The organism is Amycolatopsis sp. DG1A-15b, assembly GCF_030285645.1.
In the GTDB taxonomy this organism is placed as follows: domain Bacteria; phylum Actinomycetota; class Actinomycetes; order Mycobacteriales; family Pseudonocardiaceae; genus Amycolatopsis.
Map to the genome: position 1 here is coordinate 777,940 of NZ_CP127296.1, position 26,888 is coordinate 804,827.

A 26,888-nucleotide genomic window follows, 5' to 3' on the forward strand; every position below is an offset into this window, starting at 1 on the left:
GTCGATCATTGTCGGTGGAGGGTGCCGTGACCATCCCTATGGACCGCGAGCGCGTCGCCGAGGTGGCTTCGCCCGCGGTGATCGAAGACGCGCTGCGCTGGCTGGCGACGCGTAAAGAAGGTGAACCGCTCCGGTTTCTCCGGTACGCGATCGAAGAACCGGCGAGCCAGTCGGCCGTGGCGCTGCGCTCTTTGGTGGCGCCGTCAGCGATGTTGTCCGTCGAGACGCCCGAATCGCGCGCGTTCGCCGTATGGGGTCTGGTCGCCGACGAGATCGGCAAGCTCGGCTCGGCGGGGGACTCCCGCCGGCGCAACACCCTGATGGCGGCGTTCCGGATTCCGCCCGCACCGGGGGAGACCACCTGGAAGCCGACGCTGGACGACCGCTTCAAACAGCTGATGCGGCAGCGGGGCGTCTTCGGCGATCCGCCGCCCAGCACCACCACCCCGATGCACAAGGCCTGGCGACGGGCGGTCGGCGACCTGGCCGGGTGCCTGGCGGGGAAACTGGTCTCGCTGGACGAACAGGGCTGGCGGTTCTACATCGACATCGGGCGGGCGGTGGCGGAGGTCGCGAGCGACGACCGCGTCGGCTGGAAAGCCCGGGCCGCATCCAAAGGGGCGCAACCCGTCTTCGTCGAGCGCATGGTCGTCACGGTGGTGATGCACCGCAAAACGGTGCTCAGCCGCATCACCGAACGCGACATCATCGCCTGCGAGGACGGCGTCGACGGTTACAACGTGCACGCACTGACCGGCTGGACGCACGAGCCGGAAGAGATCCCGGTGACGGCGCTGTGGGCGTGCCGGCTGGTCGCTTCACCCGGCATGCATCCGGGCGACCCGATGCGGACCCGCCTGCGCTTCCGCCGGCCGCTACGCCGGGACGAGCGGTACACCTTCGTGTCCGAGGCGCTCGACGCAGAACTCGACGAGCAGTGCACGTGGATCAACGTCGATGTCGACCACCACGGCATCGCGCCCGGCGTGTGCGCTCCGGACGGCAGGCCGGTGGCCGGTTTGACGATTCAGGTCACTTTCGACGAGAAGTGCGTACCCGAAGCTTGCTGGTGGTACGCGGAGCAAACCGAATACGAGCGAAGGTGCCGCCCGTCGGACGGTGATCCGCACCTGCTTCCCATCGAGGACGGATTCGTCCGGCACACCTTCATCGACGGGTGCCACCCGAGGGAGCACTACGGGATAGCTTTCCGGTGGCAATGCTCGTGACCGAGGTGAACCCGCCTCGGTCACGAGCATTACTTCTTCGGCGAATCGGTTTGTTTAGTTACTCCTAAATGCTGCGGGGTCGATGTTGTTCCCAGTGTTGCCGCCGCCGGAGGTCGCGGCGACCGCCGCTCCCGCGGGCTCCTGCCTGGTCGCAGCCGGAGTACTGGCCACGTTCAGCGCGGAGGCGAGCGCAATCACTGCCAGAAGCATTGGGATTTTGTCATGCCGATTGCTGTTGCACTGGTCCACAGTGAATCTCCCTTGGGTCGTGGGAAGGTGATTCACGGTAGAGGCAGTGCGGCGGCCACGATCGAGCGCTTCGCTTTCTCATTCGTGTCACTGCTGGCGCACTACGATGTGGTCGGGGGCTCTCTGTAGCTACGAGCTGGCCTGGGCCCGCTTAGCGGCCAGCCGATCGGCTCGCGGCCACCGCACATCGGTCGCCCACCCGAACCGCTCGAACGCCCAGATCACCCGCGCCGAAACATCCACCTGCCCCCGCAACACCCCGTGCCGCGCACAAGTCGGATCAGCGTGGTGGGAGTTGTGCCACGACTCGCCCATCGACAGCAACGCCAGCGGCCAGAAGTTCGCCGCCTTGTCCCGGCTCGCGAACGGCCGCTCGCCGATCAAGTGGCAGACCGAATTCACCGACCACGTGACATGGTGCAGGAACGCGATGCGCACCAGGCCCGCCCAGAAGAACGCCGTCACGACGCCCCACCAGGACCATGAGATCAGGCCACCGAGCACCGCCGGGAGGGCCAGGCTCAGCGTGATCCACAACCAGAAGTAGCGGTTCACCCAGCGGACGTCCGCGTCCGCCACCAGGTCCGGGGCGAAGCGGTCCGCGTTGGTCACCTCGCGGCCGAACATCCAGCCCATGTGCGCGTGCCAGAAGCCGCGCAGGAGGGCTGATGGGGAGGTGCCGAACAGCCACGGCGAGTGCGGGTCGCCCTCGCGGTCGGCGAACGCGTGGTGGCGGCGGTGGCTGGCCACCCAGAAGATCACCGAGCCCTGCACCGCCATGCTGCCCGCGATGGCCAGGACCACCCGCAGGGGCCGCGACGCCTTGAACGCGCCGTGGGTGAAGTACCGGTGGAAGCCGACCGTCACCCCGAGCGTCGCGAACGTGTAGAACGCCGCCGCGAGGATCAGGTCGATCCAGCTCATGCCCCAGCCCCAGACCAGCGGGACCGCGATGAGCAGGGCCGCGAACGGCACCAGCAGGAAGGTCTTGAGCACGATCATCTCGCCGGTGCCGCGGCGGTGGGAGATGAGCGGCTTGGGCGCAGTGCGCGACGTCATGGCGCGAACAGTAATACACGGCCGGGACGCGCACGCCGACGCGGAGTTAAGCCCGCGTTGCCGTCAGGCGGCCGTGAGCTCGCGGGGCGCCGCTGCCAGCGATGTCACCGGGCCACGGTCGCGGCTGCCGGTCCACAGGGACGCCGTCGCGACGATGACCGCCATCGCGCCCAGGACGTGGAACGACACCATCGCCTCCGGCACGCCCAGCGCGTACTGCAGCGAACCGAGACCCCCCTGCGCGACGGCGACCACCCACACCACCGTGTAGCGCCGCCAGAGGCTCTTCGGGGCGCCGACGCGCAGCAGCTGGAGGCCGAACACCGCGAGCAGCAGCAGGTAGAGCACCAGCAGTCCGCCGTGGACCTGGGCGAGCGCCTCGAACGGGGCGTCGAGGCGGTGGGTGTTGAGGTCGCCGCTGTGCGGGCCGGCGCCGGTCACCGTGGTGCCCGCCGCCAGCACCAGCCACATCACGGCGGCGAGCGCGACGAGGATGCCCCGGCCGGAGGCGGGGACCAGCGGCCGCGCGGGTTCGTCGCCTTCGCGGAACGCGCGCAGCAGCAGGACGGCCAGCCAGACGAGCGGGGTGGTCGCGAGGAAGTGGATCGCCACGGTCCACCACTCCAGCTTCGCGAGCACGGTGAGGCCGCCGACGACGGCCTGCAGCACGACGCCGCCGGGCATCGTCCAGGCCAGCTTGACCAGGCGCTTGCGGCCCGGGTGGTCGATCTGCACGCGCCACGCGGTGACGACCGCGACGGCGGCGACCAGGATGACGACGCCGGTGAGCAGCCGGTTGCCGAATTCGATCCACTGGTTGAGCGCGTCGATCCCGGAGTCGTGCTTCGGCACGAGGCTGCCGGCGACGCACTCGGGCCAGGTCGGGCAGCCGAGCCCGGACCCGGTGACGCGCACGATGGACCCGGTGACGCCGATCAGCGCCTGCGCGAGGACCGCGGCGATCCCGACGGCCCGCTGCACAGTGGCGGAGGGATACGGCAGGCGGGCGACGAGGCTGGTGAACGGCACGGCATCGATGGTAGAGCGCGCGGAAAACGCGCTTTCGGCAGGTCCGGGCGCCCAGAACGGCGAGGCGGGCGCAAGGGACCAAGGTCACTCGGTCTTGCCGGGCTCCGGTGCCTGGTTCTTCCGCGTGCCGTCCTTGCCTCGGACTTCGTCGTCGCGAGGGTGGCCGGCGAGGAAAGTGGCCACGGCGACAAGCGCGTTCATCGAGGCCGCCATCGCGGCTCCGGACGTCAAGATCGCGAGTGGGAGCGATTCCCCGCTCAGCCACGCCAGCAGACATGCCGTCACGCCGAGCGAGACGACCGCCACTCCGCCAGCGGTGACCAACGTGTGCGGCTGACTGGCTCGGGTCGAAGATCGATTCTTCTTGTTCATTCGCCGATTCCTTGTTCGCTGCGAAGTATGCGAACCAAGCATGGCGGCGAGGAAAGATCAATGTAAAAGAATCATTCTTACAGTTGTTTACGATGATCTTACAAGTCGTTACGATTTGCGATGTCTCTGTGGAGGTGGCGACTATGACTCCCGAAGAATCCCTTGCCGCAGCCTTGAGGAAGTTGCATCTTAAGGCGGGGAAGCCGAGCACCCGAAAGATCGCCGGTGGGATCGGTGGCATCAGTCACACTACAGTCAACGAGATGCTTCGGGGGGCACGGGTGCCAACGTGGAACCTCGTCGAGAAGGTCGGTCGCTTCCTGGCCGGCGACGTGGACGAGTTGCGGGCCTTGTGGATGGCGACGCAGAAGACGCCACTCCCGCGCGGTGAAGCTCACAACGGCCTCTGGGACCCGATCTACCTGGATCGCCTGGTGGTCACTTCCTTCGTGAGCGGGAAGGGGACGCGAGAAACCCGTACCACCGAACGGTGGATCAGGGCGACGGGCGACGGAGTTGATCGCTATGTAGTCAGGGCCGCGGCGCGTAGAGGGGAGACGCACCTCGGTAGTGGCAAGGTCCACGTGCAGCCGTACCTCAACTGCACCATCGGCAAGGTCAAGCTCGTCACCGCGTCCGAAGAAGGCGACGTGCTATTGATCGACGTGCTGCTGGCGACTCCGCTGGACGAAGGCGAGTACGGATTCATCGCCACCCGGTCTCGATATGAACACCCGGCGCAATACACCAGTTTCTCCGAGACGACCATCAGTGGTCAGGGTGCCCGTGAAGTGCTGATTCGCGTGCAATTCTCCGCTGACAGCGTTCCCAGTAGGTGCTGGGGGTACGTGGGCGGGTCCGAGTCGGAGATGTACGAGGAGCCGCCCGTCGGGTCGCCCTGGGCGTTGACCGTATCGTCGTCGAATTACGCCGAGTTGCCGGCGCGGAATCTGCTGCCGGGCGCCCGAATCGCCATAGTCTGGCGGTGGGATTGATCAGCTCTCCTTGCGATTTGCCGAAGTGCTACCGGCGCCGCGGCCGCAAGGGCCAAGTCGCGACCGCGGCGGGTCCAAGGTCACTCGGTTTTCTTGGCCTTCTTCTGGAACAGCCCCATCGACTGCGCGAAGATGCCGGCGAACAGCAGCACGGCGACCGGGATGGTCTTGACCCAGAAGGCGGCGACGCCGAGCGACACGAGCAGGACGATCAGCCCGATCATCGCCGCGAGCATGACCAGCATGAACAAGAAGACGCGCGTTTTCGAAACCATGTGACTGCCCCCTCGGGTGCGGATCCTGACCGCAGCACCCTCTCAGGAGCGACATCGGGGCGTGAGGTCAGTTTTACCCGTCCACACGGGACTCGTACAAACCCCTTACAAACCCGCTCAGGTGAGCTTCGTCGTGCGCGAAGCCAGCGCCCCCGCGAGAACCGCCCAGACCGCCAGCACCGCCATCGGGCCGGGAGCGAACGCCCCGTCCACCAGTGCCGCTCGCATCCCCTCCGCCAGCGCGCCCGACGGCAGCAGTTCCACCACGCGCGCCAGCCCCGCGGGCAGGGAAGCCGGCGCCAGCAGGATCCCGCCCGCCAGCAGCAGTGCGAACCACACGATGTTCGCCAGCGCCAGCACGGCTTCCGCGCGCAAAGCGCCGCCCAGCAGCACACCGAGCGCCCCGAACGCCAACGTTCCGAGCACCAGCAGCAGGACCGCCGACAGCAGCCCGGACAGCGACGGCGACCAGCCCAGGAACGCCGCCACCACGCCGATGATCACCGACTGCAGGGCCACGACCACCAGCGCGGCCGCGAGCCGCCCGGCCACCAGCAGCCAGCGCGGCAGCGCCGTGGCCGAGAGCCGCTTCAGCACTCCGTAGCGCCGGTCGAAGCCGAGGGCGATCGCCTGGCCGGTGAACGCCGACGACATCACCGCCAGCGCCAGGATCCGGGGCGTGATCCAGTCCACTTTGGACGTCGAGCCGAGCGAAGACGCCGGGAGGATGTCCAGCAGGGACAGCCCGATCAGCAACGCCAGCGGGATCAACAGCGTCAGCAGCACCTGCTCGCCGTGGCGCAACGTCAGGCTCACCTCGACGCGCGCGTGCGTGCGCAGCATCCGGCCCAGGGACCCCCGTCCGGGCGCCGGAGCGAAAACGCCGGGCTCGAAAACGCTCATGCCCGCAGCTCCCGTCCGGTCAGCTCCAGGAAGACCTCTTCCAGGGTCCGCTTGCCGACCTGCAGTTCCTCCGGCAGCACGCCCTGCTGCGCGCACCACGCCGTCACCGTCGACACGACCTGCGGGTCGACCGAGCCCAGCACCACGTACGTCCCCGGCGCCGACTCGCGCACCGTGTAGCCCTCCGGCAGCGCCGCGGTCAGCAGGGCCGTGTCGAGCCGCGTGCGGGCCTTGAAGCGCAGCCCCGCGTTGCCCGTCTCGTCCATCGTCAGCGACTGCGGTGCGCCGGACACGACGACCTTGCCGTGGTCCACGATCACCACCGTGTCGGCCAGCGCCTCGGCCTCCTCCATCAGGTGCGTGGTCAGCAGCACCGAGACGCCGTCGGCGCGCAGCGCGCCCAGCAGGTCCCACACCAGTCGCCGGGCCTGCGGGTCCATGCCCGCCGTCGGCTCGTCGAGGAACACCAGTTCCGGCCGCCCGACCAGGGCGCACGCCAGCGAAAGCCGCTGCTGCTGGCCACCGGAGAGGCGCTTGAACGGCGTCCGCCGCACGGTGGCCAGCCCGAGGACGTCCAGCAGCCACTCCGGGTCCAGCGGGGTCGCGGCGCAGGACGCCACCAGGCGCAGCATCTCGTCGGCGCGGACGCCGGGGTAGGCGCCGCCGCCCTGGGGCATGATCCCGACGCGGGGCCGCAGCGCGGCCGACTCGCGGACCGGGTCGAGGCCGAGCACGCGCACCGAACCGGCGTCAGCGCGGAGGAAGCCTTCGCAGATCTCGACGGTGGTGGTCTTCCCGGCCCCGTTCGGGCCGAGCAGGGCGAGCAGGCTGCCGCGCTCCATCCGCAGGTCGAGGCCGTCGACCGCGCGGGTGGAGCCGTAGCTTTTGACCAGCCCGGTGATCTCGACGGCGGGGACACTCACATCGGGTCACGATACGGCGTCGGCCCGCGCGGGCACCCGCGGGGACGGCCGGGAGAGCAACACCGGCGCGAGCCGCCGCACGATCAGCATCCCGCCGCCGCAGACGACGATCGCCGCGACGTAGGCGAACGGCAGCACGTACGGGCGGCCGTCGAAGGTGCTGCCGGTGGGCGGGAGGAGGAACGGCAGGGCGGCCGACAGCACCGCCGCCGCCACCCGGAACCGCGACGTCCCGGCCGCGGCGGCGAGCGGGATCACCGCCCAGAGCACGTACCAGGGCTGCAGGTTGATCTGCAGGATCATCACCGCGCCCATCGAGACGCCGAGCCCGATGATCGGCCGGTAGCGCCACTTGAAGCTGTCCCAGAGGAACTTGAAGGTGATCCCGACGGCGACGAGGTAGCCGAGCGCGCCGAGGATGGGCACGAGCGCGTTCGTGTGGTTGCCGAGCCCGAGCGCGATGCCGAGGACGCCGGAGAGGTTGGCCAGCTCGGCGGTGGGGGAGATCCACGAACGGACCAGGCCGGGGGTGTTGAACGTCGCCCCGAACCAGCCGAAGCCGAGCCCGGTGCCGAAGCAGACGGCCACCAGGACCACGCCGAACCACAGCGCCATCGGCACGCCGGCCACGAACAGGTCCTTGAGCCGGCCGTGCCAGCGCCGGGCCACCATCACGGCGAAGAACGGCAACGCGAACACCGCGGGCAGCTTCACCGCGACGCCGAGGGTGATGATCGCGACGCCGAGGCCGATGTACAGCAGCTCCCCGCGCGCGAGCGGGGGTGGGGTGTCGCCCTTCACCCGGATCGGCAGCCGCCGGATGCCCACCTCCAGCCCGGCGAGCATCAGGCCCACGGCGAGCGCGTCGTTGTGGGCGCCGGCCACGAAGTGGAAGATCAGCAGCGGGTTCAGGGCGCCGAGCCACAGCGCGGTCGCGGGCTGCACGCCGAACCGCCGCGCCAGCCGCGGCAGCGCCCAGACGATGAGGACCACGCCGGCCAGCGCGAGCACGCGCTGAAGCAGCACGCCGACCGCGATGCTGTTGCCGGCCAGCGGGGCGAGCCAGCCGCCGAGGCGCAGCACGACCGGCCCGTACGGCGCCGGCGTCTCCCGCCACATGTTCGACACGCCGGCGGTGAACTTGTCCGCGACGCCGAGGGCCTGCGCCGGGCCGAGGGTGTAGGGGTCCATCCCGCGGTGCACGATCTCGCTCTGCGCCAGGTAGCTGTAGACGTCGCGCGAGAACAGCGGCGGGATGACCAGCAGCGGCAGCACCCACAGCGCGATGGTGCGCGCGAGCTGGCCCTGTGACGCCAGCCGCGTGCGGCTGGGCTGGGCGAACCGGCCGAGCATCAGCCAGCTCAGCACCAGGATGCCCATCCCGGAGATGGCGATGGCCAGCGACACCGTCGGGATCCGGGTGAACAGCCGCAGCACCGGGATCTCCTGCACCGGGTTGATCACCGGGGCGGCGCCGGCGCCGAGGGAGCCGAGCGCGAGGAAGAGCGACCCGACCGTGCCGAACCGGCGGACGACGTTCAGCCCGCGCTGTTCGTCGGCCTCCAGGGGCAGCGGTTCGCGGGGGTGGACCGGGGAGAGCGTCACCGGGTGGGCACTCCCGGTTTCGAGCCGTGCCACTTGCTGTTCCTGTTCGCCCACTGCCACGCGTGCAGGGTATCGGTCCGCCCCCGAGTGAGTCGGGTCACTGCCGGACACCCCGCCTTTGCCGACCGCGGGGAAATAAGACACACTTGTGTTGTGAAAAAGACGGCGGCGGGCGACCAGGCGGGCGGCGATCTGCCGCGTGCCCAGCACCCGCACGTTCCGTCGCAGGTCAGCGCCGATGGCAAGACCCGCCAGGAGGTCGCCCGGCTGCTGCTGGAACAGGGTCCCATGACCGCCGTCGTGGTCGCCGAGCAGCTCGGGATCAGCCCCACCGCCGTCCGCCGGCACCTGGACGCACTTCTCGCGGATGGCGAAGCCGAGACGCGGGACGCGCCGCGGCGGGGCCCCCGGGGCCGGGGCCGCCCGGCGAAGCTCTTCCTGCTGACCGAGCCCGGCCGCGCCCGCTTCGGGCACGCCTACGACGACCTCGCCGTCTCCGCCATCCGCTTCCTGGCCGAGCACGCCGGTGAAGACGCCGTGCGCGCCTTCGCCGAGCAGCGCATCGAGAAGCTGGTCGGCCCGCACCGCTCCGCGATCACCGGACCGGGTGATCCGGCGTCGCGCGCGGAGGCCCTCGCGACCGCGCTGAGCAGGGAAGGCTACGCTGCGTCGACCCGTCAGATCGGCGCGCTGCAAGCTTCGAAAGAAGCGCCCGGTCCCGGACAGAACACCGGGGCCCAGCTCTGTCAGCACCACTGTCCGGTCGCCCACGTGGCCGCGGAGTTCCCGCAGCTGTGCGAGGCCGAGACGGAGGCGTTCGCCAAGTTGCTGGGCACCCACGTCCAGCGGCTGGCGACCATCGCACGCGGGGACTCCGCGTGCACCACCCACGTACCCGTCACGGCGGGTCAGCCGGCCCATCCCGAGCCGGCAAGCACAGAGCCTTCGAGGGCGGCGGCGAAGCCGCTGTTCCCGGGGCGCACAGCACGGATCCCGAATGGAGGGAAACCCGCATGACTGCCGCTGCCGAGCAGCGCACTCCCACCACCGCGCCACTGAGCCAGGAAGAGACCATCGAGTCCCTTGGCAAGTACGCGTTCGGCTGGGCCGACTCCGACGAGGCGGGCGCCAGCGCCCGTCGCGGGCTGAACGAAGATGTCGTCACCGACATCTCCGGGAAGAAGTCCGAGCCGGAGTGGATGCGCGAAGCGCGACTGAAGGCGCTCAAGCTCTTCGAGAAGAAGCCCATGCCCAACTGGGGGGCCGACCTCTCCGGGATCGACTTCGACAACATCAAGTACTTCGTCCGCTCCAGCGAGAAGCAGGCGGCGAGCTGGGAAGACCTTCCCGAGGACATCAAGAACACGTACGACAAGCTCGGCATCCCCGAGGCGGAGAAGCAGCGCCTCGTCGCCGGTGTCGCGGCCCAGTACGAGTCCGAGGTCGTCTACCACTCGATCCGCGAGGACCTCGAGAAGCAGGGCGTCCTGTTCCTGGACACCGACACCGCGCTGCGCGAGCAGCCGGAGCTGTTCCAGGAGTACTTCGGTTCGGTCATCCCGGCCGGCGACAACAAGTTCTCCGCGCTGAACACGGCGGTCTGGTCCGGCGGCTCGTTCATCTACGTGCCGAAGGGCGTGCACGTGGACATCCCGCTGCAGGCCTACTTCCGGATCAACACCGAGAACATGGGCCAGTTCGAGCGGACCCTGATCATCGTCGACGAAGGTGCGTACGTGCACTACGTCGAGGGCTGCACGGCGCCGATCTACCAGTCCGACTCGCTGCACTCGGCGGTCGTGGAGATCATCGTCAAGAAGGGCGCCCGCTGCCGCTACACGACCATCCAGAACTGGTCGAACAACGTCTACAACCTGGTCACCAAGCGCGCCAAGTGCGAAGAGGGCGCGACCATGGAATGGATCGACGGCAACATCGGTTCCAAGGTGACGATGAAGTACCCGTCGGTCTTCCTCATGGGCGAGCACGCCAAGGGTGAGGTCCTTTCGGTCGCGTTCGCGGGCGAGGGCCAGCACCAGGACGCGGGCGCCAAGATGGAGCACCTCGCGCCGTACACCTCTTCGACGATCGTGTCGAAGTCGGTGGCGCGCGGCGGCGGCCGCACCTCGTACCGCGGCCTGGTCCGCGTCGCGAAGCGGGCGCACCACTCGCGCTCCAGCGTGGTCTGTGACGCCCTGCTGGTCGACACGATCTCGCGCTCGGACACCTACCCGTACGTGGACATCCGCAACGACGAGGTGTCCATGGGCCACGAGGCCACGGTGTCCAAGGTCAGCGAAGAGCAGCTGTTCTACCTGATGTCGCGCGGCCTCGACGAGGCCGAAGCGATGGCGATGATCGTGCGCGGGTTCGTCGAGCCCATCGCGCGTGAGCTGCCGATGGAGTACGCGCTCGAGCTGAACCGCCTGATCGAGCTCCAGATGGAAGGGTCCGTCGGCTAGTCATGTCGGTAACCGAGAACAACGTTTCGGAGTCTCTGCGCGAGGGGGCCGTCATTCCGGCGGCCTCCCGCGCGGAGCGCTTCACCTCCTACGACGTCGAGGCCTTCGAGGTCCCGAGCGGCCGTGAGGAGAACTGGCGCTTCACGCCGATGAAGCGGCTGCGCGGCCTGCACGACGGCAGCGCGGTCGCCACCGGCGAGATCACCCTCGACGCCGACGCCGCGCCCGAGCTGGGCATCGTGACCGTCGGCCGCGACGACCCGCGGCTGGGCCAGGCCGGCGTCCCGAGCGACCGCATCGCCGCCCAGGCGTACTCCTCGTTCACCAAGGCCACCATCGTGACGGTGCCCAAGGAGACCAAGGCGTCCAAGCCGTCGGTGCTGCGCATCCACGGCCCGGGCGAGGACAAGGTCGCCTACGGGCACCTGCAGGTCCGCGCCGAGGCGTTCGCGGAAGCTCTCATCGTGCTCGACCACGTCGGCTCCGGCACCTACGCCGACAACGTCGAGTTCGTCATCGGCGACGGCGCGAAGATCACCGTGGTCAGCGTCCAGGACTGGGCCGACGACGCGGTGCACGTCTCCGAGCAGCACCTGAAGCTCGGCCGCGACGCCTCGCTCAAGCACACGGTCATCACCCTGGGCGGTGACCTGGTCCGCGTCTCGCCGACGGCGACCTTCGCCGACAAGGGCGGCGACGTCGAGATGCTCGGCGTCTACTTCGCCGACGGCGGCCAGCACCAGGAACACCGCCTCTTCGTCGACCACGCGGTGCCGAACTGCAAGTCGCGCGTGGGCTACAAGGGCGCGCTGCAGGGCGAAGGCGCGCACACCGTGTGGATCGGCGACGTGCTGATCCGCGCCGCGGCCGAAGCCACCGACACCTACGAGTTCAACCGCAACCTGGTGCTCACACCGGGTGCCCGCGCGGACTCGGTGCCGAACCTCGAGATCGAGACCGGCGAGATCGAAGGCGCCGGCCACGCGAGCGCGACGGGAAGGTTCGACGACGAGCAGTTGTTCTACCTCCAGTCGCGCGGAATCGCCGAAGAAGCCGCCCGCCGGTTGGTCGTGCGCGGGTTCTTCCACGAGATCCTGGTGAAGATCGACGTCCCCGAGGTGCGCGAGCGCCTCGAAGCCGCGATCGAGGCCGAGCTCGAAGCCGTCGGCGCCTGACGCCGCCCACCGCAGACTTTTAGGAAACGAAGAATGGCTACCCTGGAAATCAAGGACCTGCACGCCTCGGTCGACACCGACGAAGGCGCCAAGGAGATCCTCAAGGGCGTGAACCTGACCATCAAGTCGGGCGAGACGCACGCGATCATGGGCCCCAACGGCTCCGGCAAGTCCACCCTGTCCTACGCGATCGCCGGCCACCCGAAGTACCAGGTGACCTCCGGCGAGGTGCTGCTCGACGGCGAGAACGTCCTCGAGATGAGCGTCGACGAGCGCGCCCGCGCCGGCCTGTTCCTGGCCATGCAGTACCCGGTCGAGGTGCCCGGCGTGTCCATGTCCAACTTCCTCCGCACCGCGGCCACCGCGGTCCGCGGCGAGGCTCCCAAGCTGCGCCAGTGGGTCAAGGAGGTCAAGGAGGAGATGGGCAAGCTCGAGATCTCGCAGGAGTTCGCCGAGCGCTCGGTCAACGAGGGCTTCTCCGGCGGCGAGAAGAAGCGCCACGAGATCCTGCAGCTGGCGCTCCTCAAGCCGAAGTTCGCCATCCTCGACGAGACCGACTCCGGCCTCGACGTCGACGCCCTGCGCGTCGTCTCCCAGGGTGTGAACGACTACAAGGCCAACAGCGAGGTCGGCGTCATGCTGATCACGCACTACACCCGGATCCTGCGGCACATCACGCCGGACTTCGTGCACGTCTTCGCCGGCGGCCAGATCGTCGAGTCGGGCGGCAAGGAGCTGGCCGACGAGCTGGAGGAGCACGGCTACGTCAAGTACGCCGGCAAGCCCGAGCCGGCCGCGCTCTGACGTTTTCCCAGTAGGACACCGAGAATGAGAGGAGTCGGCCCGATGACCACCACCTCGGCCAGCTCTGTGCCACTCGACGTGGCGGCCCTGCGGGCCGACTTCCCCATCCTGTCGCGCACCGTCCGCGACGGGAAACCCTTGGTGTACCTGGACTCCGGGGCGACCTCGCAACGCCCGACCGCGGTGTTCGACGCCGAACGCGACTACGTCTTCACGTCGAACGCCGCCGTCCACCGCGGTGCGCACCAGCTGTCCGAAGAGGCGACGGACGCCTACGAGTCCGCGCGCGCGAAGATCGCGGAGTTCGTCGGCGCCGACCCCGAGGAGCTGGTGTTCACCAAGAACGCGACCGAGGGCATCAACCTCGTCGCGTACTCGATGAGCAACGCCGCCACGGCCGGTCCCGAAGCTTCGCGGTTCGTGGTCGGCCCGGGTGACGAGATCGTCATCACCGAGATGGAGCACCACGCGAACCTCGTGCCGTGGCAGCAGCTGTGCCAGCGCACCGGTGCCACGCTGAAGTGGTTCAAGGTGACTCCCGAGGGCCGCCTCGATCTGTCCGATGTGGACGAGCTGATCACCTCGAAGACCAAGGTCGTCGCGTTCGCGCACCAGTCGAACGTGCTCGGCACGGTCAACCCCGTCTCGCTGCTCGTCGAGAAGGCGAAGGCCGTCGGCGCGCTGACCGTGCTCGACGCGTGTCAGTCGGTGCCGCACTTCGCCGTCGACTTCCACGCGCTGGGTGTCGACTTCGCGGTGTTCTCCGGGCACAAGATGCTCGGCCCGTCCGGCATCGGCGTGCTCTACGGCCGCACCGAACTCCTCGAAGCGATGCCGCCGTTCCTCACCGGTGGCTCGATGATCGAGATGGTCCGCATGGAGGGCTCCACCTTCGCGCCGCCGCCGCAGCGGTTCGAGGCGGGCGTGCCGATGACGTCGCAGGCCATCGGCCTCGGCGCGGCCGTCGACTACCTCTCGGCCATCGGCATGGACCGGATCGCCGCGCACGAGCACGAGCTCGCCGCGGCGGCCATCGAGGGCATCGGCGCCATCGCGGGTGTGCGGATCATCGGGCCGACGGACCTGAAGGACCGCGGCGCGACGGTGTCGTTCGTGATCGACGGGGTGCACCCGCACGACGCCGGCCAAGTGCTCGACAGCCTCGGCATCGCCGTCCGCGTCGGCCACCACTGCGCGTGGCCGCTGCACCGCGCGTGCAACGCCCAAGCGACCGTGCGGGCGTCGTTCTACCTGTACAACGACCTGTCCGAAGTGGACGCACTGGTGGCAGGGGTGCGAGAGGCGCAGAAGTTCTTCGGAGTGGCCCGGTGAACCTGGAGAGCATGTACCAGGAGATCATCCTGGACCACTACAAGAACCCGCACGGCCGCGGCCTGCGCGACCCGTTCGACGCCGAGTCGTTCCAGGTCAACCCGACCTGCGGCGACGAGGTGACGCTGCGGGTCAAGCTCGACGACGGGAAGGTCACCGACGTCTCCTACGACGGCCAGGGCTGCTCGATCAGCCAGGCCTCGACGTCGGTCATGACGGACCTCGTCGTCGGCCACACACTCGAAGAAGCGTTCACCACCATGGACGCCTTCGTGGAACTGATGCAGGGCAAGGGAAAGATCGAGCCGGACGAGGACGTGCTGGAGGACGGGATCGCCTTCGCGGGCGTCGCCAAGTACCCGGCCCGCGTCAAGTGCGCCCTCCTCGGCTGGATGGCTTTCAAGGACGCCGTCGCCCGGACGACCAGTGGAGATGGACAGGCATGACCGAAGACACCGCCACCGACGCTCGCGAGGGCCGGACCGCCGCCGACCTCGACGCCGAGACCACCGCGACGCAGGACCTCGACCTCGCCAAGCTCGAGGACGTCGAAGAGGCCATGCGCGACGTCGTCGATCCCGAGCTCGGCATCAACGTCGTCGACCTCGGCCTGGTCTACGACATCCGCGTCGAGCCGGACAACACCGCGACCATCGACATGACGCTGACGTCGGCGGCCTGCCCGCTGACCGACGTCATCGAAGACCAGACGTCGGCGGCGCTGACCTCCGGCGGGCTGGTCAAGGACTTCCGGATCAACTGGGTCTGGATGCCGCCGTGGGGCCCGGAGAAGATCACCGAGGACGGCCGCGAGCAGCTGCGCGCCCTCGGCTTCACCGTCTGAGTTCGTTCGCGTCGAGCGGGTCACCTTCCGAGGTGGCCCGCTTTGCGTATAACGCCATATACCGCGCGTGCCAGGCCAGCGCGTAGAGCACGAGGGCGGCGAAGAACCCGCTGCAGGAACCGGTGACGAGCAGGTAAGTGGCGTTGCCGACGACGCCGGCGCGGGTCATCGGGTCGTGGTCGGCCAGGAACGGCAGCACTTCGAGGAGCCCGCCGGTGAGCGTGCCGGCCGCCAGGAACGCGGCGACGGCCCTGCGGTGGCGGGTGCCCGGCGGTGCCGGCGCGACCGGCGCGGTGCGGTACCAGCGCCACAGCCACCAGGCGAGGATCGCGGCACCGGCGATGGTGCTGACCAGCTGGATCAGCCGGCCGACGTCGACGCCGGTGACGAGCGGGGTCCGCAGGAACGCCGGCCCGCCGCTTTCGTGGGTGAAGGCGTCCCAGCCGACGTGCGTGGCGGCGCCGAGCACCAGTGAAAGGGCGATCCAGTGCGGCTTCCGCCAGTCGAAGTGGCGGGGAAGCCGGCCGGCGAGTGGTCCGGGCGCCAATGCCAGCAGCGGCCGCTTGAGCAGGACATGGAACACGGCCAGCAGGACGAGCGCGATGAGCGGGTCGAGCCACAGGACCGCGGTGAATTCGTGGGTGTCCGTCAGGCCCACGCTGTGGAGCCGCGGCACGAACCAGAAGAGGTCGGGCGCGACCGACCCGGCGACGAGCGCCGAGGGCACCAGCGGACGTCGCGCCAGGGGGAGCACGGCGGCGGGATGACTCAGCGTGAACGGCACGAGGTTAGTATCCCGGAGTGGTCCTGCGGTCGATCCTCCTGTTCCTGGCCGCGGCGGTGTGCGAAATCGGCGGCGCCTGGCTGATCTGGCAAGGCATCCGCGAAAGCCGTGGTCTGCTGTGGATCGGCGGCGGGATCGTGGCGCTGGGCGTGTACGGCTTCGTGGCCACCCTCCAGCCGGACGCCCACTTCGGCCGCATCCTCGCCGCGTACGGCGGGGTGTTCGTGGCGGGCTCGCTGGCCTGGGGCATGGTCGCGGACGGCTACCGCCCGGACCGCTACGACGTCATCGGCGCTTTGCTGTGCCTGGCGGGGGTCGCGGTGATCATGTACGCGCCGCGCGCGGGGTAACGGCGCAGGTGGGCGGGCGATGATCGTCGTGACCGAACCCGCGTTCCCGCCGGCGCCACCCGGATCGCCGAAGCCGCGCCGGATCTCGCCCGCCCTCGTGGTGTGCATCCTCGTGGCGCCGTCGTGCGCGCCCGCGATGGCGAAGAGGTCCACCGCGGGGACGTGGTCATGTCCGACCGTGGTGCGTTCGCCCACCCGGACAGTTCCGGGCTCAGTGTCTTCCGGGTCGTCGCGGTCGCCGGGGACGTCGTCGCCTGCTGCACCGGCGGCCGGCTGTCGGTGGACGGCCGGCCGAGCCCGCGATTCGCGTTTCCTCGGCGTCGCGCCGCTTTCCGCGGTCACCGGGTTCGTGGTCGGCACCGGCGGGGTCGTCCGCCCGGCGCCGCTGCCCCGCACGACCGCCTTCACCGACGCGGGCCTGCCGGGCGCGCCGTTCGAAGACACGATGTACCCCGCGCTGCGCTGGTGGCTGCTCGGCGGCGCGGTCCTGTTCTTCGCCGGCTTCACCGGGCTGGTCGTGACGCTCGTCCGGAACGCCGGAACACGACGAAGAGCAGCCGCAGTCCCACCAGGGCGCTGATCACCAGCAGGTTGTAGCCGAACACCTGGTGCAGCGTCAGGTCCGCGGCGATGCGCGGGCCGCCCGAGCCGGTCAGCAGGAGCACCGCCATCAGCCCGGTCGCCGCGCCGGTGAAGGCCAGCAGGATCTCGTGGACCAGGCCGGTGACCACCTCGCGGTCGCGCTCGTCGGAGAACAGCCGGACGTTCACCGACAGCCGGCCCTCCTCCAGGGCCGCGCCGATCCGGTCGATGCGGCGGGGGATGCGGCGCAGCACCGGCAGCAGCGCCGTCAGCTCGCCGACCGCCGTGCGGCCGAGCGAGCCCGGCCGCAGCCCGGCGCCGACCTGCTCGACGGCGAACGCGCGGGACTCGGCGACGACGTCGAAGCCGGGATCCAGCGCGGCCAGCGTGCCCTCGACCGTGGCCAGCGCGCGGAACACCGCGGCCACCGGCGGGGGGACGCTGAGCCGGAAGTCCGCGACCACGCGGAACAGGCCGGTGAACAGGTCGAGGTCCGGGGTGCGGCCGGGGCCGAAGTGCCGGGCGACCAGGGCACCGAGGGCGCGTTCGAGGCGCTGTTCGTCGATTTCGCCGGTGCGGTCGACGATTTCGAGGAGCCCGTCGCGCAGGCCCGCCGGGTCGCCGCGGTCCAGGGCGAGCAGGAGGTTTTGCAGGCCGCCGCGCAGCCCGCTGTCGAGCCGGCCGACCGAGCCGAAGTCGAGCAGGCCGAGGCGGCCGTCGCCCAGCAGCATGAGGTTGCCCGGGTGCGGGTCGGCGTGGAAGACGCCGCCGATCATCACCTGGTCGAGCAGGCACCGCAGGAGTGACCGCGCGAGCCGCTTGCGCTCGGCCGCGGGCAGCGTGTCCTTCGCCGCGGTGAGCGGCCGGCCGGTCAGCCGGGACATGACCAGCACGCGGTCGGTGGAGAGTCCCTTGTGGACCTTCGGCAGCCCGACGTCCGGGGAGCCGGTGGCGGCGACGGCGGTGATGTTGCGGGCTTCGATGGTGAAGTCGAGCTCCTCGGCCAGCGCGGTGGCGAACCCGTCGGCCAGTTCGGCGACGCCGAGCGACCGCGCCCAGTCCGCGCGGTCCTCCAGGGCCGCGGCGACGCGCCGGACGATGGCGATGTCGCGTTCGGCCTGCTCCCGCACGCCCGGCCGCTGCACCTTGACCACGACGTCTTCGCCGCTGCGCAGCTTCGCGCGGTAGACCTGCGCGACCGACGCGGCGGCCAGTGGTTCGGGGTCGAACTCGGCGAAGACGTCGTCGGGGGAGCCGCCGAGTTCGTCGGCCAGCAGGGCCCACACGGCGTCGGCGCGGGCGGGCGCGACCTGGTCCTGCAGCCGGGCGAGCTCGTCGGCGAACACCGGGGGCAGCAGGTCCGCGCGGGTGGAGAGCAGCTGGCCGAGCTTCACGAACGTCACGCCGCCCTCTTCCAGAGCGCGGCGCAGGGACCGCGCGAGCTTGGCGTGCCGGCCCGGCGCGAGGCCGGGTTCGCGGCGGCCGGTCAGGTAGCGGCCGAGGCCGTGCTTGACCGCGATCCGGCTGATCTGCGCGTACCGGCGGGTGCGGGAAAACCGGCCGCGCAGCCGGCCGAGCCCGACGCCGTGCGGCAGCGCCATCTCGACGACGAACAGGAAGATCAGGGTCGCGAGGAAAGCGCTGCCGGCCAACGGGATCAGCAGGCCGATCGCCGCGCCGCCGTTGCGCAGCAGCGAACCGGGGAACGCCTGCGCGATGCCGCCGGCGACGAGCCACCCGAACGCGGCCGCGCACAGGGCGCGCACGGTGCCGATCCGGACGCCGAGCACGCGCCGGGCCGCGGCGACGAGCGGCCACAGCAGGAGCACGTACAGGGGGAGGGTCAGCAGGCCCAGCAAGATGTCCATCGGTTCCCTTTCGCCGGGCACGAGCAGACCACGGCGGCCGCCACCGGCGGCTCACGCGGCGGCGGGAGGGGTCTCCCTCCCACGGGGGAACGACTTTCGGCCGTGGTCCCGGCAGTGGTGGCCTTCTAACCTGATCGCGCGAACCACGGTGAAGTGCTCTGGCGAATCGGACGAAGGAGACACGATGAACGGACGCGTGATCGGCCGGGTCGTGGCGTTGGCCACGGTCGTCGCCGCCTCGCTCGGCCTGGGCCTGGCCGTCGCCCCGGCCGCTTCGGCGGCCGCGGTCACGACGCTGTACTACAGCTCGTCGGGCGCCCCGGACTACCTCACCCAGATCGACCAGGGCGCGGCCAACTGGAACGCCGCCGTCACCGACGTGAAGCTGGTCAAGCGGAACACGAGCGCCACGATCGTGTTCCACGAGATCCACAGCGGCGGCTCGTACACGAACACGAACGGCCATGGGCGCGGGCAGATCTACCTGGACACGAGCCAGGTGGCGGAGGGCTTCGACCCGACCCGCATCGCCGCCCACGAACTGGGGCACAACCTGGGCCTGCCGGACCACTACAGCGGCCCGTGCACGGAGCTGATGTCGGGCCACGGGCCGGGCACGGCGTGCAAGAACGCCAAGCCGTCCGCGGCCGAGGCGGCGAAGGTGCAGTCGTTGTGGGTCAACGGGTTGGTGGCGGCGGCGGAGAGCCGCGCGGTCGCCTACTGAGCTGACTCGAGGTGGCCTTCGGTGTCGGTTCGCCGAAGGCTGCCTCCGGTCTTCCGGTGCAGACCCAGTGTCACGCCGGCGATGACCACCGCTCCGCCGAGCACCTGCACCAGCGCGAGCCGTTCCCCGGCCAGCACCACCGCCCACACCAGCCCCGCCACCGGGACGACGTTCAGCAGGTTCACCGCGACGCTCGCCTCCAGCCGCCGGAGGCCGTAGTTGTACAACAAGAACCCCGCCACCGAACACAACCCCGCCAAGAACGCGATCCGCAGCACGTTCGCCCCGCTCGGCACCACCCAACGGTCCACTTCGGATAGTGACAGCAGGACGAACCCGGCCGCCCCGGCGAGGGTCTGGTAATACGTCACCACGATCGGCGAAGCCCCGGATCGGTCCCGCCGCGCCAGGATGTTGTACGCCGCCCAGGCCGCTCCGCCCGCGATCAAGAACACGTCGCCCCACAGCGAATGCGTGCCGTTGCCCCGGACCACCAGGCAGACGCCCCCCATCGTCAGCAGCATGCCCGTCAGCCGAACCGGGGAAAATTCGGCGCGGCCGGACAGGACCAGCGTCAAAATCGGGTACGAAGCGACGATCAGCGTCGCGTCGGACGCCGTCGCCAGGTCGACGCCGACGTTCTCCAGCGCGAAGTACGCGGTGATCCCCAGCAGGCCCGCCGAGCCGATGAACAGCCGCTCCCGGGGTGAGGGCAGGCGACGGCGGTCCGGGCCCGTGTGCACCGCCACCCCGAGGATCAGCGCCGCCAGCGCGAACCGCAGCGCGCCCAGTGTCATCGGCGGGACCTCCGCCAGCGCCACCTTGGTGACCGCGAACGAACTGCTCCAGATCAGCGCCGCCCCCAGGACGGCGGACACGGACAGACCCAGGCGAGGCGAATCGGTGATCATGGCGTCACGGTAAACAACGGGCAGCAAGAGAACGACAAATACCGTGCTAGATTCGGCGCAATGAGCACAAGGCCGAATATCACGAGTCTCCGAAGCGGAGAACGGCCCGATGGACGAACTTGACACGGCGCTGCTGACCCTCCTCCAGGAGGACGCCAAGCAGACCAACAAGGAACTCGCCCGCCGCCTGCACATCGCGCAGTCCACCTGCCTCGAACGGGTGCGGGACCTCACCCGGCGCGGGATCGTGCGCGGGCACACCGTCGACGTCGACCTGAAGAAGATCGGCCGGCCCGTGCAGGCGATGGTCGCCGTGCGGCTGCGGCCGCCCGACCGGGCCGTGATCGAATCCTTCCGCGCCTTCGTGACCGGCCTGCCCGAGGTGCTGTCGGTGTTCGTCATGTCCGGCAGCGACGACTTCCTGCTGCACATCGCGGTCGCCGACAACGACCAGCTGAGCGGGTTCGTCCTCGACCGGCTGACCCAGCGCCGGGAGATCGTCGACGTCCGGACCTCCGTCATCTTCAACCACTTCCGCCGCACCGTCGTCACCCCGGCCGAGAGCGAGGGCTGAGGCGGTTCCACCGCAAGAGGGAGGCACGGCCGGGCGCCGGGCTGCGAAGATCGGCCGGTGCGCATCTTCGGGCCCCTGACGAGCAAGGCGACCTACCGCCGCTGGGTCTACCTCGTCCTCGGTGGCGCCATCAGCGTGCCCTACCTGCTGTTCGCCGCGGTCGCCGTGCCGTCGCTGCCGCCGTTCCTCGTCACGCCGGAACGGGTCGTGGTCGTCGGCGGCCTGCTCACCCTGGCCGTCCTGGCCGGGACGGCGTTCCTGCCCGCCGTCCACGTCCTGGAGTCCACCGCGGTCCGCGAGCTGCTCGACGACCCGGTGCCGGACGCGCCCGCGAAACCGCACACCCTCCAGGGCCGGCTGCGCGCCGCGGTGATGTACGTGCTGCACGTCGGCGCCGGGTTCGTCGTCAGCTTCTTCAGCCTCGCCGCCCCCGTCGCGATCGGGCTGTCGGTCAACGCCGTCTTCACCGGGGAGCTCTTCCGGACCGGGGAGGGCGACGCCGTCACCGTGCCGGCGGGCTGGGCCTCGGCGTGGCTGCCGGTGGTCCTCCTGTTCGGCCTGGTGCTGCTGGTCTACGCCGTCAGCGTGACCGGCGGGCTGCTGCGCCGGGCGGCGGCCGGGCTGCTCGGGACGACCGCCGCCGACCGGATCGCCCGGCTCGAACGGCGGACCGAGCAGCTCGCCGAACGCAACCGCCTGGCCAGGGAGCTGCACGACTCGGTCGGGCACGCCCTGAGCGTCGTCACCCTCCAGGCCGGGGCCGCCCGGCGGACGCTGCGCACCGACCCGGACTTCACCGAACGGGCGCTCGGCGCCATCGAGGAGTCCGCCCGCACCGCGCTCGACGACCTCGACCACGTCCTCGGCCTGCTGCGGGAGGAGGCGCCCGGCCGGGCACCGCAGCCGACGCTCGCCGCGCTGCCGGCGCTGCTCGAAACGACCCGGCTCGCCGGCACCGACGTCACCGCCGACCTCGGCGGCGACCTGGCCGCCGTGCCGCCGGTGGTGTCCCGCGAGGTGTACCGGATCCTGCAGGAATGCCTGACCAACGCGGTGCGCCACGCCGGTAGGGTCCCGGTGACGGTGGTCGTCGGCGTCGCGGCGCACGAGCTCCGCGCGCGGGTCGCCAACCCGCTGGGGAGCGGCCCGCGCCGCTCCGGTGGCGGCCGGGGCCTGCGCGGGATGGCCGAGCGGGTGGCGGTGCTCGGCGGTGAGCTGTCGGCCGGGCCGGTGGACGGGCGGTGGGAGGTCGTCGTGCGGGTGCCGTGGGGGAGGGGGAGAGAGCGATGAGCGTGCGCGTGCTGCTGGTCGACGACGAGCCGCTGATCCGGGCCGGGCTCCGGGCGATCGTCGACAGCGAGGACGGCCTTTCGGTGGTCGGGGAGGCCGCCGACGGCGCGGAGGTGCCGGGGCTGGTCGCCCGGCTGCGCCCCGACGTCGTGCTGATGGACGTGCGGATGCCCGCGGTGGACGGGATCCGGGCCACCACCCATCTGATGTCCGCCGTGGACGACCCGCCGAAGGTGATCGTGGTGACCACCTTCGAAAACGACGACTACGTGTACGACGCCCTCGTCGCGGGAGCCAGCGGCTTCCTGCTCAAGCGCGCCCGGCCGGAGGAGATCGTCGCGGCGATCCGGACCGTCGTGACCGGCGAATCGCTGCTGTTCCCGGCGGCGATCCGCCGGCTGGCCGCCCAGCACGCCTCCACCCCGGCCGGCGACGGCCTGGCCACGTCGGGGCTGACCGAACGCGAGCGCGAAGTGCTGCGGCTGATGGCCGCCGGACTGTCCAATGTGGAGATCGCGGGCGCGCTGTACGTGGGTGTCCAGACGGTGAAGACCCACGTGGGCAACGTGCTCGCGAAACTCGGGGCGCGCGACCGGACCCAGGCGGTGATCCGCGCGTACGACTCGGGCTTCGTGACGCCGTCGCGCTGATTCGGGCACTATGGGCCGCATGACTGCCGCATACGACGACTTCGCCGAGGCGTACACGGCCGAGAACGAAAACAGCCTGATGAACGCCTATTACGAACGGCCCGCGACCCTGGCGCTCGCCGGGGACGTGGCCGGCCGTCGGATTCTCGACGCCGGCTGTGGCTCCGGCCCGCTGTTCGCGGCGCTGCGGGAGCGGGGCGCGGTCGTGACCGGGATCGACCAGAGCGCCGAAATGCTGGCGCACGCCCGGCGGCGGCTCGGCGACGGCGCCGACCTGCGGGTCGCCGACCTGGCCGGCCCGCTGCCCTTCGCCGACGGCGAGTTCGACGACGTCATCGCGTCCCTGGTGCTGCACTACCTGCGGGACTGGGACCCGCTGCTCGCCGAGCTGCGGCGCGTCCTGAAGCCCGGCGGCCGGCTGATCGCCTCGGTGAACCACCCGATGATGGTCAACCTGACGCACCGCCACGAGGGGCCCCGGCCCGACTACTTCGAGCCGTACACCTGGACCGACGAGTTCGATCTGCACGGCCGGAAGGCGCACATGACGTTCTGGAACAAGCCGCTGCACGCGATGACCGACGCCTTCACCGCGGCGGGCTTCCGGATCGCCGTCATCAGCGAACCGCATCCCGTGCCGGCCGCGCGCGAGCTGTTCCCCGGCGACTTCGAAATCCTCGACACCTTCCCGAGCTTCCTCTTCTTCGTCCTGGAAGCCGAGTAGGCGTCAGTCGAGGCAGAACTCGTTGCCCTCGACGTCCTGCATCGTCAGGCACGACTCGTTGTCCTCGTCCGCCTCTTGGAGCCACAGGCGTTTCGCGCCGAGCGCCTCCAGCCGCGCGCACTCGGCCTCGAGCGCGGCGAGCCGTTCTTCGCCGGCGAGCCCGGTGCCGACCCGGACGTCGAGGTGCACGCGGTTCTTGACGGCCTTGCCTTCGGGCACGCGCTGGAAGTACAGCCGCGGGCCCACGCCCGTGGGGTCGACGCAGGCGAAGCCCGCGCTCTGCAGCTCGTACCCCAGCACCTCGCACCAGAACCGGGCGACGCGCTCGGGTTCCGCGCAGTCGAAGGTGACCTGGACCTGCCTGACCGACGTCATGCAGCCCACCCTAGGGGCGCGCGCAAGAGATTTCAGCCGAGCTCGTCCAAGAGGGCCTGGATCGCCGCCGCCATCGCCGCCGGGTCGCCGTCGCCCGGGCGCAGCACCAGGTCCGGCGACGCCGGGCGCTCGTAGGGGGCGTCGATGCCCGTGAAGCCGGTGATCTCGCCGGCGCGCGCCTTCGCGTACATGCCCTTCGGGTCGCGGGCTTCGCAGACCTCCAGGGGCGTGTCGACGAAGACCTCCACGAACGGCAGCCCCTCGTGGACCGCTCGCGCCCGGGCCCGATCCTCCGAGTACGGGCTGATCAGCGACGCGATGGCCACCACGCCCGCGTCCGCGAACAGGCGCGCCACCTCGGCCACCCGCCGGACGTTCTCCGCGCGGTCCTCGGGGCTGAACCCCAGCCCCTTGTTGAGGCCGTGGCGCAGGTTGTCGCCGTCGAGCAGGTACGCCGGGCGGCCCGCCGCGACCAGGCGGCGTTCCAGCTCGACCGCCACCGACGACTTGCCCGACGCCGAAAGCCCGGTGAGCCACACCGTCGCGCCGCGGGTCGGGCGGTCTTCGCGCCGCACGGCCGCGGTGTGCCAGACGACCGGGGACACCGGTGCGCCGGTGATCATGCCCGCCGCGACCGTGTCGCCGGTGTGCTCGTCGACCAGCAGGAAGCCGCCGGTGGCCCGGTTGCGGCGGTACGGGTCGAACAGCAGCGGCGAACGCGTGCGCAGCCTGATCCGGCCGATGTCGTTCAGGGACAGCGCTTCCGCCGTCTCGTCGCGGTGCAGGGTGGTGACGTCGAGGCGGTATTCCAGCCGCTCCACCGTGCCCCGCGTCTCGGTGGTCGTGTGCCGCACCGCGTACGTCGCGCCCGGCGTCAGCGCGGCGCGCTCGGAGAACCAGCAGACCAGGGCGTCGACCTCGCGGGCCGACTCCGCGCGGTTGCCCGGGCGGCACAGCATCGCCCCGCGGCCGAGGTCGAGGTCGTCGGCCAGCTCGACCGCCACCGCCTGGCCGGTGAACGCCTCTTCGAGGGGCTGCCCGCCGGGACCCCAGACCGCGCGCACCTTCGACGTGAACCCCGACGGCAGGGCCACGACCTCGTCACCCGGCTTGAACACCCCGCCCGCGATGGTGCCCGCGTAGCCGCGGAAGTCGGACCGGCGGATCACGTACTGCACCGGGAACCGCGCGTCGATGAGGTTGCGGTCGGAGGCGACGTGCACCTCCTCGAGCTGGTGCAGCAGCGAAGTGCCTTCGTACCAGGGCATGCTCGCGCTGCGGTGGACCACGTTGTCGCCGTGCAACGCCGAAACCGGCACGAACGTCAGGTCGGCGACGTCGAGTTTCATCGCGAACCGGCGGAAGTCCTCGCGGATCTCGTCGAACCGTTCCTGCGACCAGCCGACGAGGTCCATCTTGTTCACGCACACCACGAGGTGGCCGATCCCCAGCAGCGACGCCAGGAACGCGTGCCGCCGGGACTGTTCGAGTACGCCCTTGCGCGCGTCCACCAGAACGAGCGCCAGGTCGGCGGTGGACGCACCGGTCACCATGTTCCGCGTGTACTGCAGGTGTCCCGGCGTGTCGGCGATGATGAACTTCCGCCGCGGCGTGGCGAAGTACCGGTGGGCGACGTCGATGGTGATGCCCTGCTCGCGCTCGGCGCGCAGGCCGTCGGTGAGCAGCGCGAGGTCGGGGTAGTCCTCGCCGCGGTCGCGGCTGGCGCGTTCGACGGCGGCGAGCTGGTCGGTGAAGATCGCCTTCGAGTCGAACAGCAGCCGGCCGATCAAGGTGGACTTCCCGTCGTCCACGCTGCCCGCCGTGGCGATCCTCAGCAGCTGCATCAGAAGTAGCCCTCTCGCTTCCGGTCTTCCATGCCTGCTTCGGAAATCCGGTCGTCGGCGCGCGTCGCGCCGCGCTCGGTCACGCGGGTGGCGGCCACTTCGGCGACCACTTCGGACGGTGTCGACGCCGACGACTCGACGCAGCCGGTGCACGTGGCGTCGCCGACGGTCCGGAAGCGCACGGTCGCCTCGTACGGTGTCTCGCCGTCCACAAGGGACAGGAACCGGGTGGCCGCGAGCAGCATGCCGTCGCGCTGGACCACCGGTCGCCGGTGCGCGTAGTAGAGCGGCGGGAGCGCGATCCGCTCGTCCCGGATGTACTGCCAGATGTCCAGCTCGGTCCAGTTCGACAGCGGGAACACGCGGATGTGCTCGCCGCGGCGGTGCCGCCCGTTGTAGAGGTTCCACAGCTCCGGGCGCTGCGCCCGCGGGTCCCACTGGCCGTGCTCGTCGCGGAAGCTGAACACGCGCTCCTTCGCGCGCGCCTTCTCTTCGTCGCGGCGCGCGCCGCCGAACACGGCGTCGAAGCCGCCCTCGCGGATCGCCCGCAGCAGGGTCACCGTCTGCAGCCGGTTGCGGCTCGCCCGCGGCCCGGTCTCCTCGACGACGCGGCCGGCGTCGATGTCGTCCTGCACGCTCGCCACCTCCAGGCGCAGGCCGAGGGCGGCGACGGTCTCGTCGCGGAACCGCAGCACCTCGTCGAAGTTGTGCCCGGTGTCGACGTGCAGCACGGGGAACGGCAGGGGCGCCGGCCAGAACGCCTTCGCGGCGGCGTGCAGCATCACCACCGAGTCCTTGCCGCCGGAGAACAGCAGGACGGGGCGCTCGAAGGTCGCCGCGACTTCGCGGAAGACGTGCACGGCCTCCGCTTCGAGCGCGGCCAGGTGCGAGAGCTCGTACGAGGTCACGGACACCGGAAAAAAGTAGAACATGTTCTTGTCTTTGGTCAAGCGGTG

29 protein-coding genes are annotated in these 26,888 nt (G+C 70.4%); 16 read left to right on the forward strand and 13 right to left on the reverse strand.

The window, feature by feature from the left end; genetic code table 11:
• The first annotated feature begins 26 nt into the window (after positions 1–26).
• Entirely contained in the window at positions 27–1,229 is a 1,203-nt protein-coding gene (locus QRY02_RS03655; protein ID WP_285990063.1) for a hypothetical protein, read from the forward strand.
• Between the two features lie 378 nt (positions 1,230–1,607).
• Here QRY02_RS03655 and QRY02_RS03660 read toward each other — a convergent pair whose 3' ends face one another.
• The 3 genes from QRY02_RS03660 to QRY02_RS03670 all read right to left on the reverse strand — a co-directional run bounded on the left by QRY02_RS03660 (position 1,608) and on the right by QRY02_RS03670 (position 3,872).
• Positions 1,608–2,537, reverse strand: coding sequence for an acyl-CoA desaturase (locus QRY02_RS03660; RefSeq protein WP_285990064.1), 930 nt, complete (start codon positions 2,535–2,537; stop codon positions 1,608–1,610).
• 63 nt (positions 2,538–2,600) lie between these two features.
• Positions 2,601–3,566: a COX15/CtaA family protein gene (locus QRY02_RS03665; protein WP_285990065.1), complete on the reverse strand. Its 966-nt coding sequence runs from the start codon at positions 3,564–3,566 to the stop codon at positions 2,601–2,603.
• A gap of 84 nt (positions 3,567–3,650) precedes the next feature.
• Positions 3,651–3,872, reverse strand: coding sequence for a hypothetical protein (locus tag QRY02_RS03670; RefSeq protein WP_285990066.1), 222 nt, complete (start codon positions 3,870–3,872; stop codon positions 3,651–3,653).
• Positions 3,873–4,081: 209 nt separating this feature from the next.
• Between QRY02_RS03670 and QRY02_RS03675 the strand changes: the two genes are divergently transcribed.
• Positions 4,082–4,933, forward strand: coding sequence for a hypothetical protein (locus tag QRY02_RS03675; protein WP_285990067.1), 852 nt, complete (start codon positions 4,082–4,084; stop codon positions 4,931–4,933).
• Between the two features lie 80 nt (positions 4,934–5,013).
• Here QRY02_RS03675 and QRY02_RS03680 read toward each other — a convergent pair whose 3' ends face one another.
• The 4 genes from QRY02_RS03680 to mptB all read right to left on the reverse strand — a co-directional run bounded on the left by QRY02_RS03680 (position 5,014) and on the right by mptB (position 8,672).
• The gene (locus QRY02_RS03680; protein WP_285990068.1) at positions 5,014–5,208 is read right to left on the reverse strand and encodes a hypothetical protein; all 195 of its coding nucleotides are present in this window, start codon (positions 5,206–5,208) and stop codon (positions 5,014–5,016) included.
• Between the two features lie 117 nt (positions 5,209–5,325).
• Positions 5,326–6,111 carry an ABC transporter permease gene (locus tag QRY02_RS03685; RefSeq protein WP_285990069.1) on the reverse strand — a complete coding sequence of 262 codons (786 nt, stop codon included), beginning with the start codon at positions 6,109–6,111 and terminating at the stop codon, positions 5,326–5,328.
• Complete coding sequence (locus tag QRY02_RS03690) at positions 6,108–7,034, reverse strand: ABC transporter ATP-binding protein (RefSeq protein ID WP_285990070.1); 927 nt, start codon at positions 7,032–7,034, stop codon at positions 6,108–6,110. Before QRY02_RS03690 ends, QRY02_RS03685 begins: the two co-directional genes overlap by 4 nt.
• A 6-nt stretch (positions 7,035–7,040) precedes the next feature.
• Positions 7,041–8,672, reverse strand: a complete 1,632-nt coding sequence (gene mptB, locus QRY02_RS03695) for a polyprenol phosphomannose-dependent alpha 1,6 mannosyltransferase MptB (RefSeq protein WP_285993757.1) — start codon at positions 8,670–8,672, stop codon at positions 7,041–7,043.
• Between the two features lie 120 nt (positions 8,673–8,792).
• Here mptB and QRY02_RS03700 point away from each other — a divergent pair, with 120 nt between their 5' ends.
• The 7 genes from QRY02_RS03700 to QRY02_RS03730 are packed head-to-tail and all read left to right on the forward strand — an operon-like array spanning position 8,793 to position 15,256.
• A complete protein-coding gene (locus QRY02_RS03700) occupies positions 8,793–9,656 on the forward strand; it encodes a helix-turn-helix transcriptional regulator (RefSeq protein WP_502874183.1) in 864 nt (287 codons plus the stop codon).
• On the forward strand, positions 9,653–11,101 hold the full coding sequence (sufB, locus tag QRY02_RS03705) for a Fe-S cluster assembly protein SufB (protein WP_285990071.1): 1,449 nt from the start codon (positions 9,653–9,655) through the stop codon (positions 11,099–11,101). The genes QRY02_RS03700 and sufB overlap by 4 nt, the downstream gene beginning before the upstream one ends.
• A gap of 2 nt (positions 11,102–11,103) precedes the next feature.
• Positions 11,104–12,276 carry a Fe-S cluster assembly protein SufD gene (gene sufD / locus QRY02_RS03710; RefSeq protein WP_285990072.1) on the forward strand — a complete coding sequence of 391 codons (1,173 nt, stop codon included), beginning with the start codon at positions 11,104–11,106 and terminating at the stop codon, positions 12,274–12,276.
• Between the two features lie 33 nt (positions 12,277–12,309).
• Positions 12,310–13,080, forward strand: coding sequence for a Fe-S cluster assembly ATPase SufC (gene sufC / locus QRY02_RS03715; RefSeq protein WP_285990073.1), 771 nt, complete (start codon positions 12,310–12,312; stop codon positions 13,078–13,080).
• 42 nt (positions 13,081–13,122) lie between these two features.
• Positions 13,123–14,412 (forward strand): cysteine desulfurase, encoded by a 1,290-nt coding sequence (locus QRY02_RS03720; RefSeq protein WP_285990074.1) that lies wholly within the window; start codon positions 13,123–13,125, stop codon positions 14,410–14,412.
• Complete coding sequence (gene sufU, locus QRY02_RS03725) at positions 14,409–14,858, forward strand: Fe-S cluster assembly sulfur transfer protein SufU (protein WP_285990075.1); 450 nt, start codon at positions 14,409–14,411, stop codon at positions 14,856–14,858. Before QRY02_RS03720 ends, sufU begins: the two co-directional genes overlap by 4 nt.
• Complete coding sequence (locus QRY02_RS03730; protein WP_013224702.1) at positions 14,855–15,256, forward strand: metal-sulfur cluster assembly factor; 402 nt, start codon at positions 14,855–14,857, stop codon at positions 15,254–15,256. Before sufU ends, QRY02_RS03730 begins: the two co-directional genes overlap by 4 nt.
• Here QRY02_RS03730 and QRY02_RS03735 read toward each other — a convergent pair.
• Complete coding sequence (locus QRY02_RS03735; protein ID WP_285990076.1) at positions 15,246–16,040, reverse strand: DUF4184 family protein; 795 nt, start codon at positions 16,038–16,040, stop codon at positions 15,246–15,248. The two genes, QRY02_RS03730 and QRY02_RS03735, sit on opposite strands and share 11 nt — an antisense overlap.
• Before the next feature lie 17 nt (positions 16,041–16,057).
• On the opposite strand from QRY02_RS03735, the gene QRY02_RS03740 reads away from it, so the two are divergent.
• Both QRY02_RS03740 and QRY02_RS03745 read left to right on the forward strand, forming a co-directional pair.
• A complete protein-coding gene (locus tag QRY02_RS03740) occupies positions 16,058–16,390 on the forward strand; it encodes a YnfA family protein (protein WP_285990077.1) in 333 nt (110 codons plus the stop codon).
• Between the two features lie 214 nt (positions 16,391–16,604).
• Positions 16,605–16,970, forward strand: a complete 366-nt coding sequence (locus QRY02_RS03745) for a hypothetical protein (protein WP_285990078.1) — start codon at positions 16,605–16,607, stop codon at positions 16,968–16,970.
• Here QRY02_RS03745 and QRY02_RS03750 read toward each other — a convergent pair.
• Entirely contained in the window at positions 16,894–18,840 is a 1,947-nt protein-coding gene (locus QRY02_RS03750; RefSeq protein WP_285990079.1) for an ABC1 kinase family protein, read from the reverse strand. The genes QRY02_RS03745 and QRY02_RS03750 overlap by 77 nt on opposite strands.
• A gap of 184 nt (positions 18,841–19,024) precedes the next feature.
• Between QRY02_RS03750 and QRY02_RS03755 the strand changes: the two genes are divergently transcribed.
• Positions 19,025–19,564, forward strand: a complete 540-nt coding sequence (locus QRY02_RS03755) for a snapalysin family zinc-dependent metalloprotease (RefSeq protein WP_285990080.1) — start codon at positions 19,025–19,027, stop codon at positions 19,562–19,564.
• Here QRY02_RS03755 and QRY02_RS03760 read toward each other — a convergent pair.
• On the reverse strand, positions 19,558–20,475 hold the full coding sequence (locus QRY02_RS03760; protein ID WP_285990081.1) for a DMT family transporter: 918 nt from the start codon (positions 20,473–20,475) through the stop codon (positions 19,558–19,560). The genes QRY02_RS03755 and QRY02_RS03760 overlap by 7 nt on opposite strands.
• A gap of 109 nt (positions 20,476–20,584) precedes the next feature.
• On the opposite strand from QRY02_RS03760, the gene QRY02_RS03765 reads away from it, so the two are divergent.
• The 4 genes from QRY02_RS03765 to QRY02_RS03780 are packed head-to-tail and all read left to right on the forward strand — an operon-like array spanning position 20,585 to position 23,713.
• A complete protein-coding gene (locus tag QRY02_RS03765; RefSeq protein ID WP_285990082.1) occupies positions 20,585–21,049 on the forward strand; it encodes an Lrp/AsnC family transcriptional regulator in 465 nt (154 codons plus the stop codon).
• Positions 21,050–21,106: 57 nt separating this feature from the next.
• A complete protein-coding gene (locus QRY02_RS03770; RefSeq protein ID WP_285990083.1) occupies positions 21,107–22,339 on the forward strand; it encodes a sensor histidine kinase in 1,233 nt (410 codons plus the stop codon).
• Positions 22,336–22,989 carry a response regulator gene (locus tag QRY02_RS03775; protein WP_285990084.1) on the forward strand — a complete coding sequence of 218 codons (654 nt, stop codon included), beginning with the start codon at positions 22,336–22,338 and terminating at the stop codon, positions 22,987–22,989. The genes QRY02_RS03770 and QRY02_RS03775 overlap by 4 nt, the downstream gene beginning before the upstream one ends.
• 19 nt (positions 22,990–23,008) lie before the next feature.
• Positions 23,009–23,713, forward strand: a complete 705-nt coding sequence (locus tag QRY02_RS03780; RefSeq protein ID WP_285990085.1) for a class I SAM-dependent methyltransferase — start codon at positions 23,009–23,011, stop codon at positions 23,711–23,713.
• A gap of 3 nt (positions 23,714–23,716) precedes the next feature.
• On the opposite strand, the gene QRY02_RS03785 is transcribed toward QRY02_RS03780, so the two are convergent.
• Genes QRY02_RS03785 through cysD form a run of 3 tightly spaced genes read right to left on the reverse strand, consistent with a single transcriptional unit; the run spans position 23,717 to position 26,864 of the window.
• Complete coding sequence (locus QRY02_RS03785; RefSeq protein WP_285990086.1) at positions 23,717–24,088, reverse strand: VOC family protein; 372 nt, start codon at positions 24,086–24,088, stop codon at positions 23,717–23,719.
• Between the two features lie 32 nt (positions 24,089–24,120).
• Positions 24,121–25,932 carry an adenylyl-sulfate kinase gene (gene cysC, locus QRY02_RS03790; RefSeq protein ID WP_285990087.1) on the reverse strand — a complete coding sequence of 604 codons (1,812 nt, stop codon included), beginning with the start codon at positions 25,930–25,932 and terminating at the stop codon, positions 24,121–24,123.
• A complete protein-coding gene (cysD, locus tag QRY02_RS03795; protein ID WP_285990088.1) occupies positions 25,932–26,864 on the reverse strand; it encodes a sulfate adenylyltransferase subunit CysD in 933 nt (310 codons plus the stop codon). The genes cysC and cysD overlap by 1 nt, the downstream gene beginning before the upstream one ends.
• Positions 26,865–26,888: the final 24 nt, after the last annotated feature.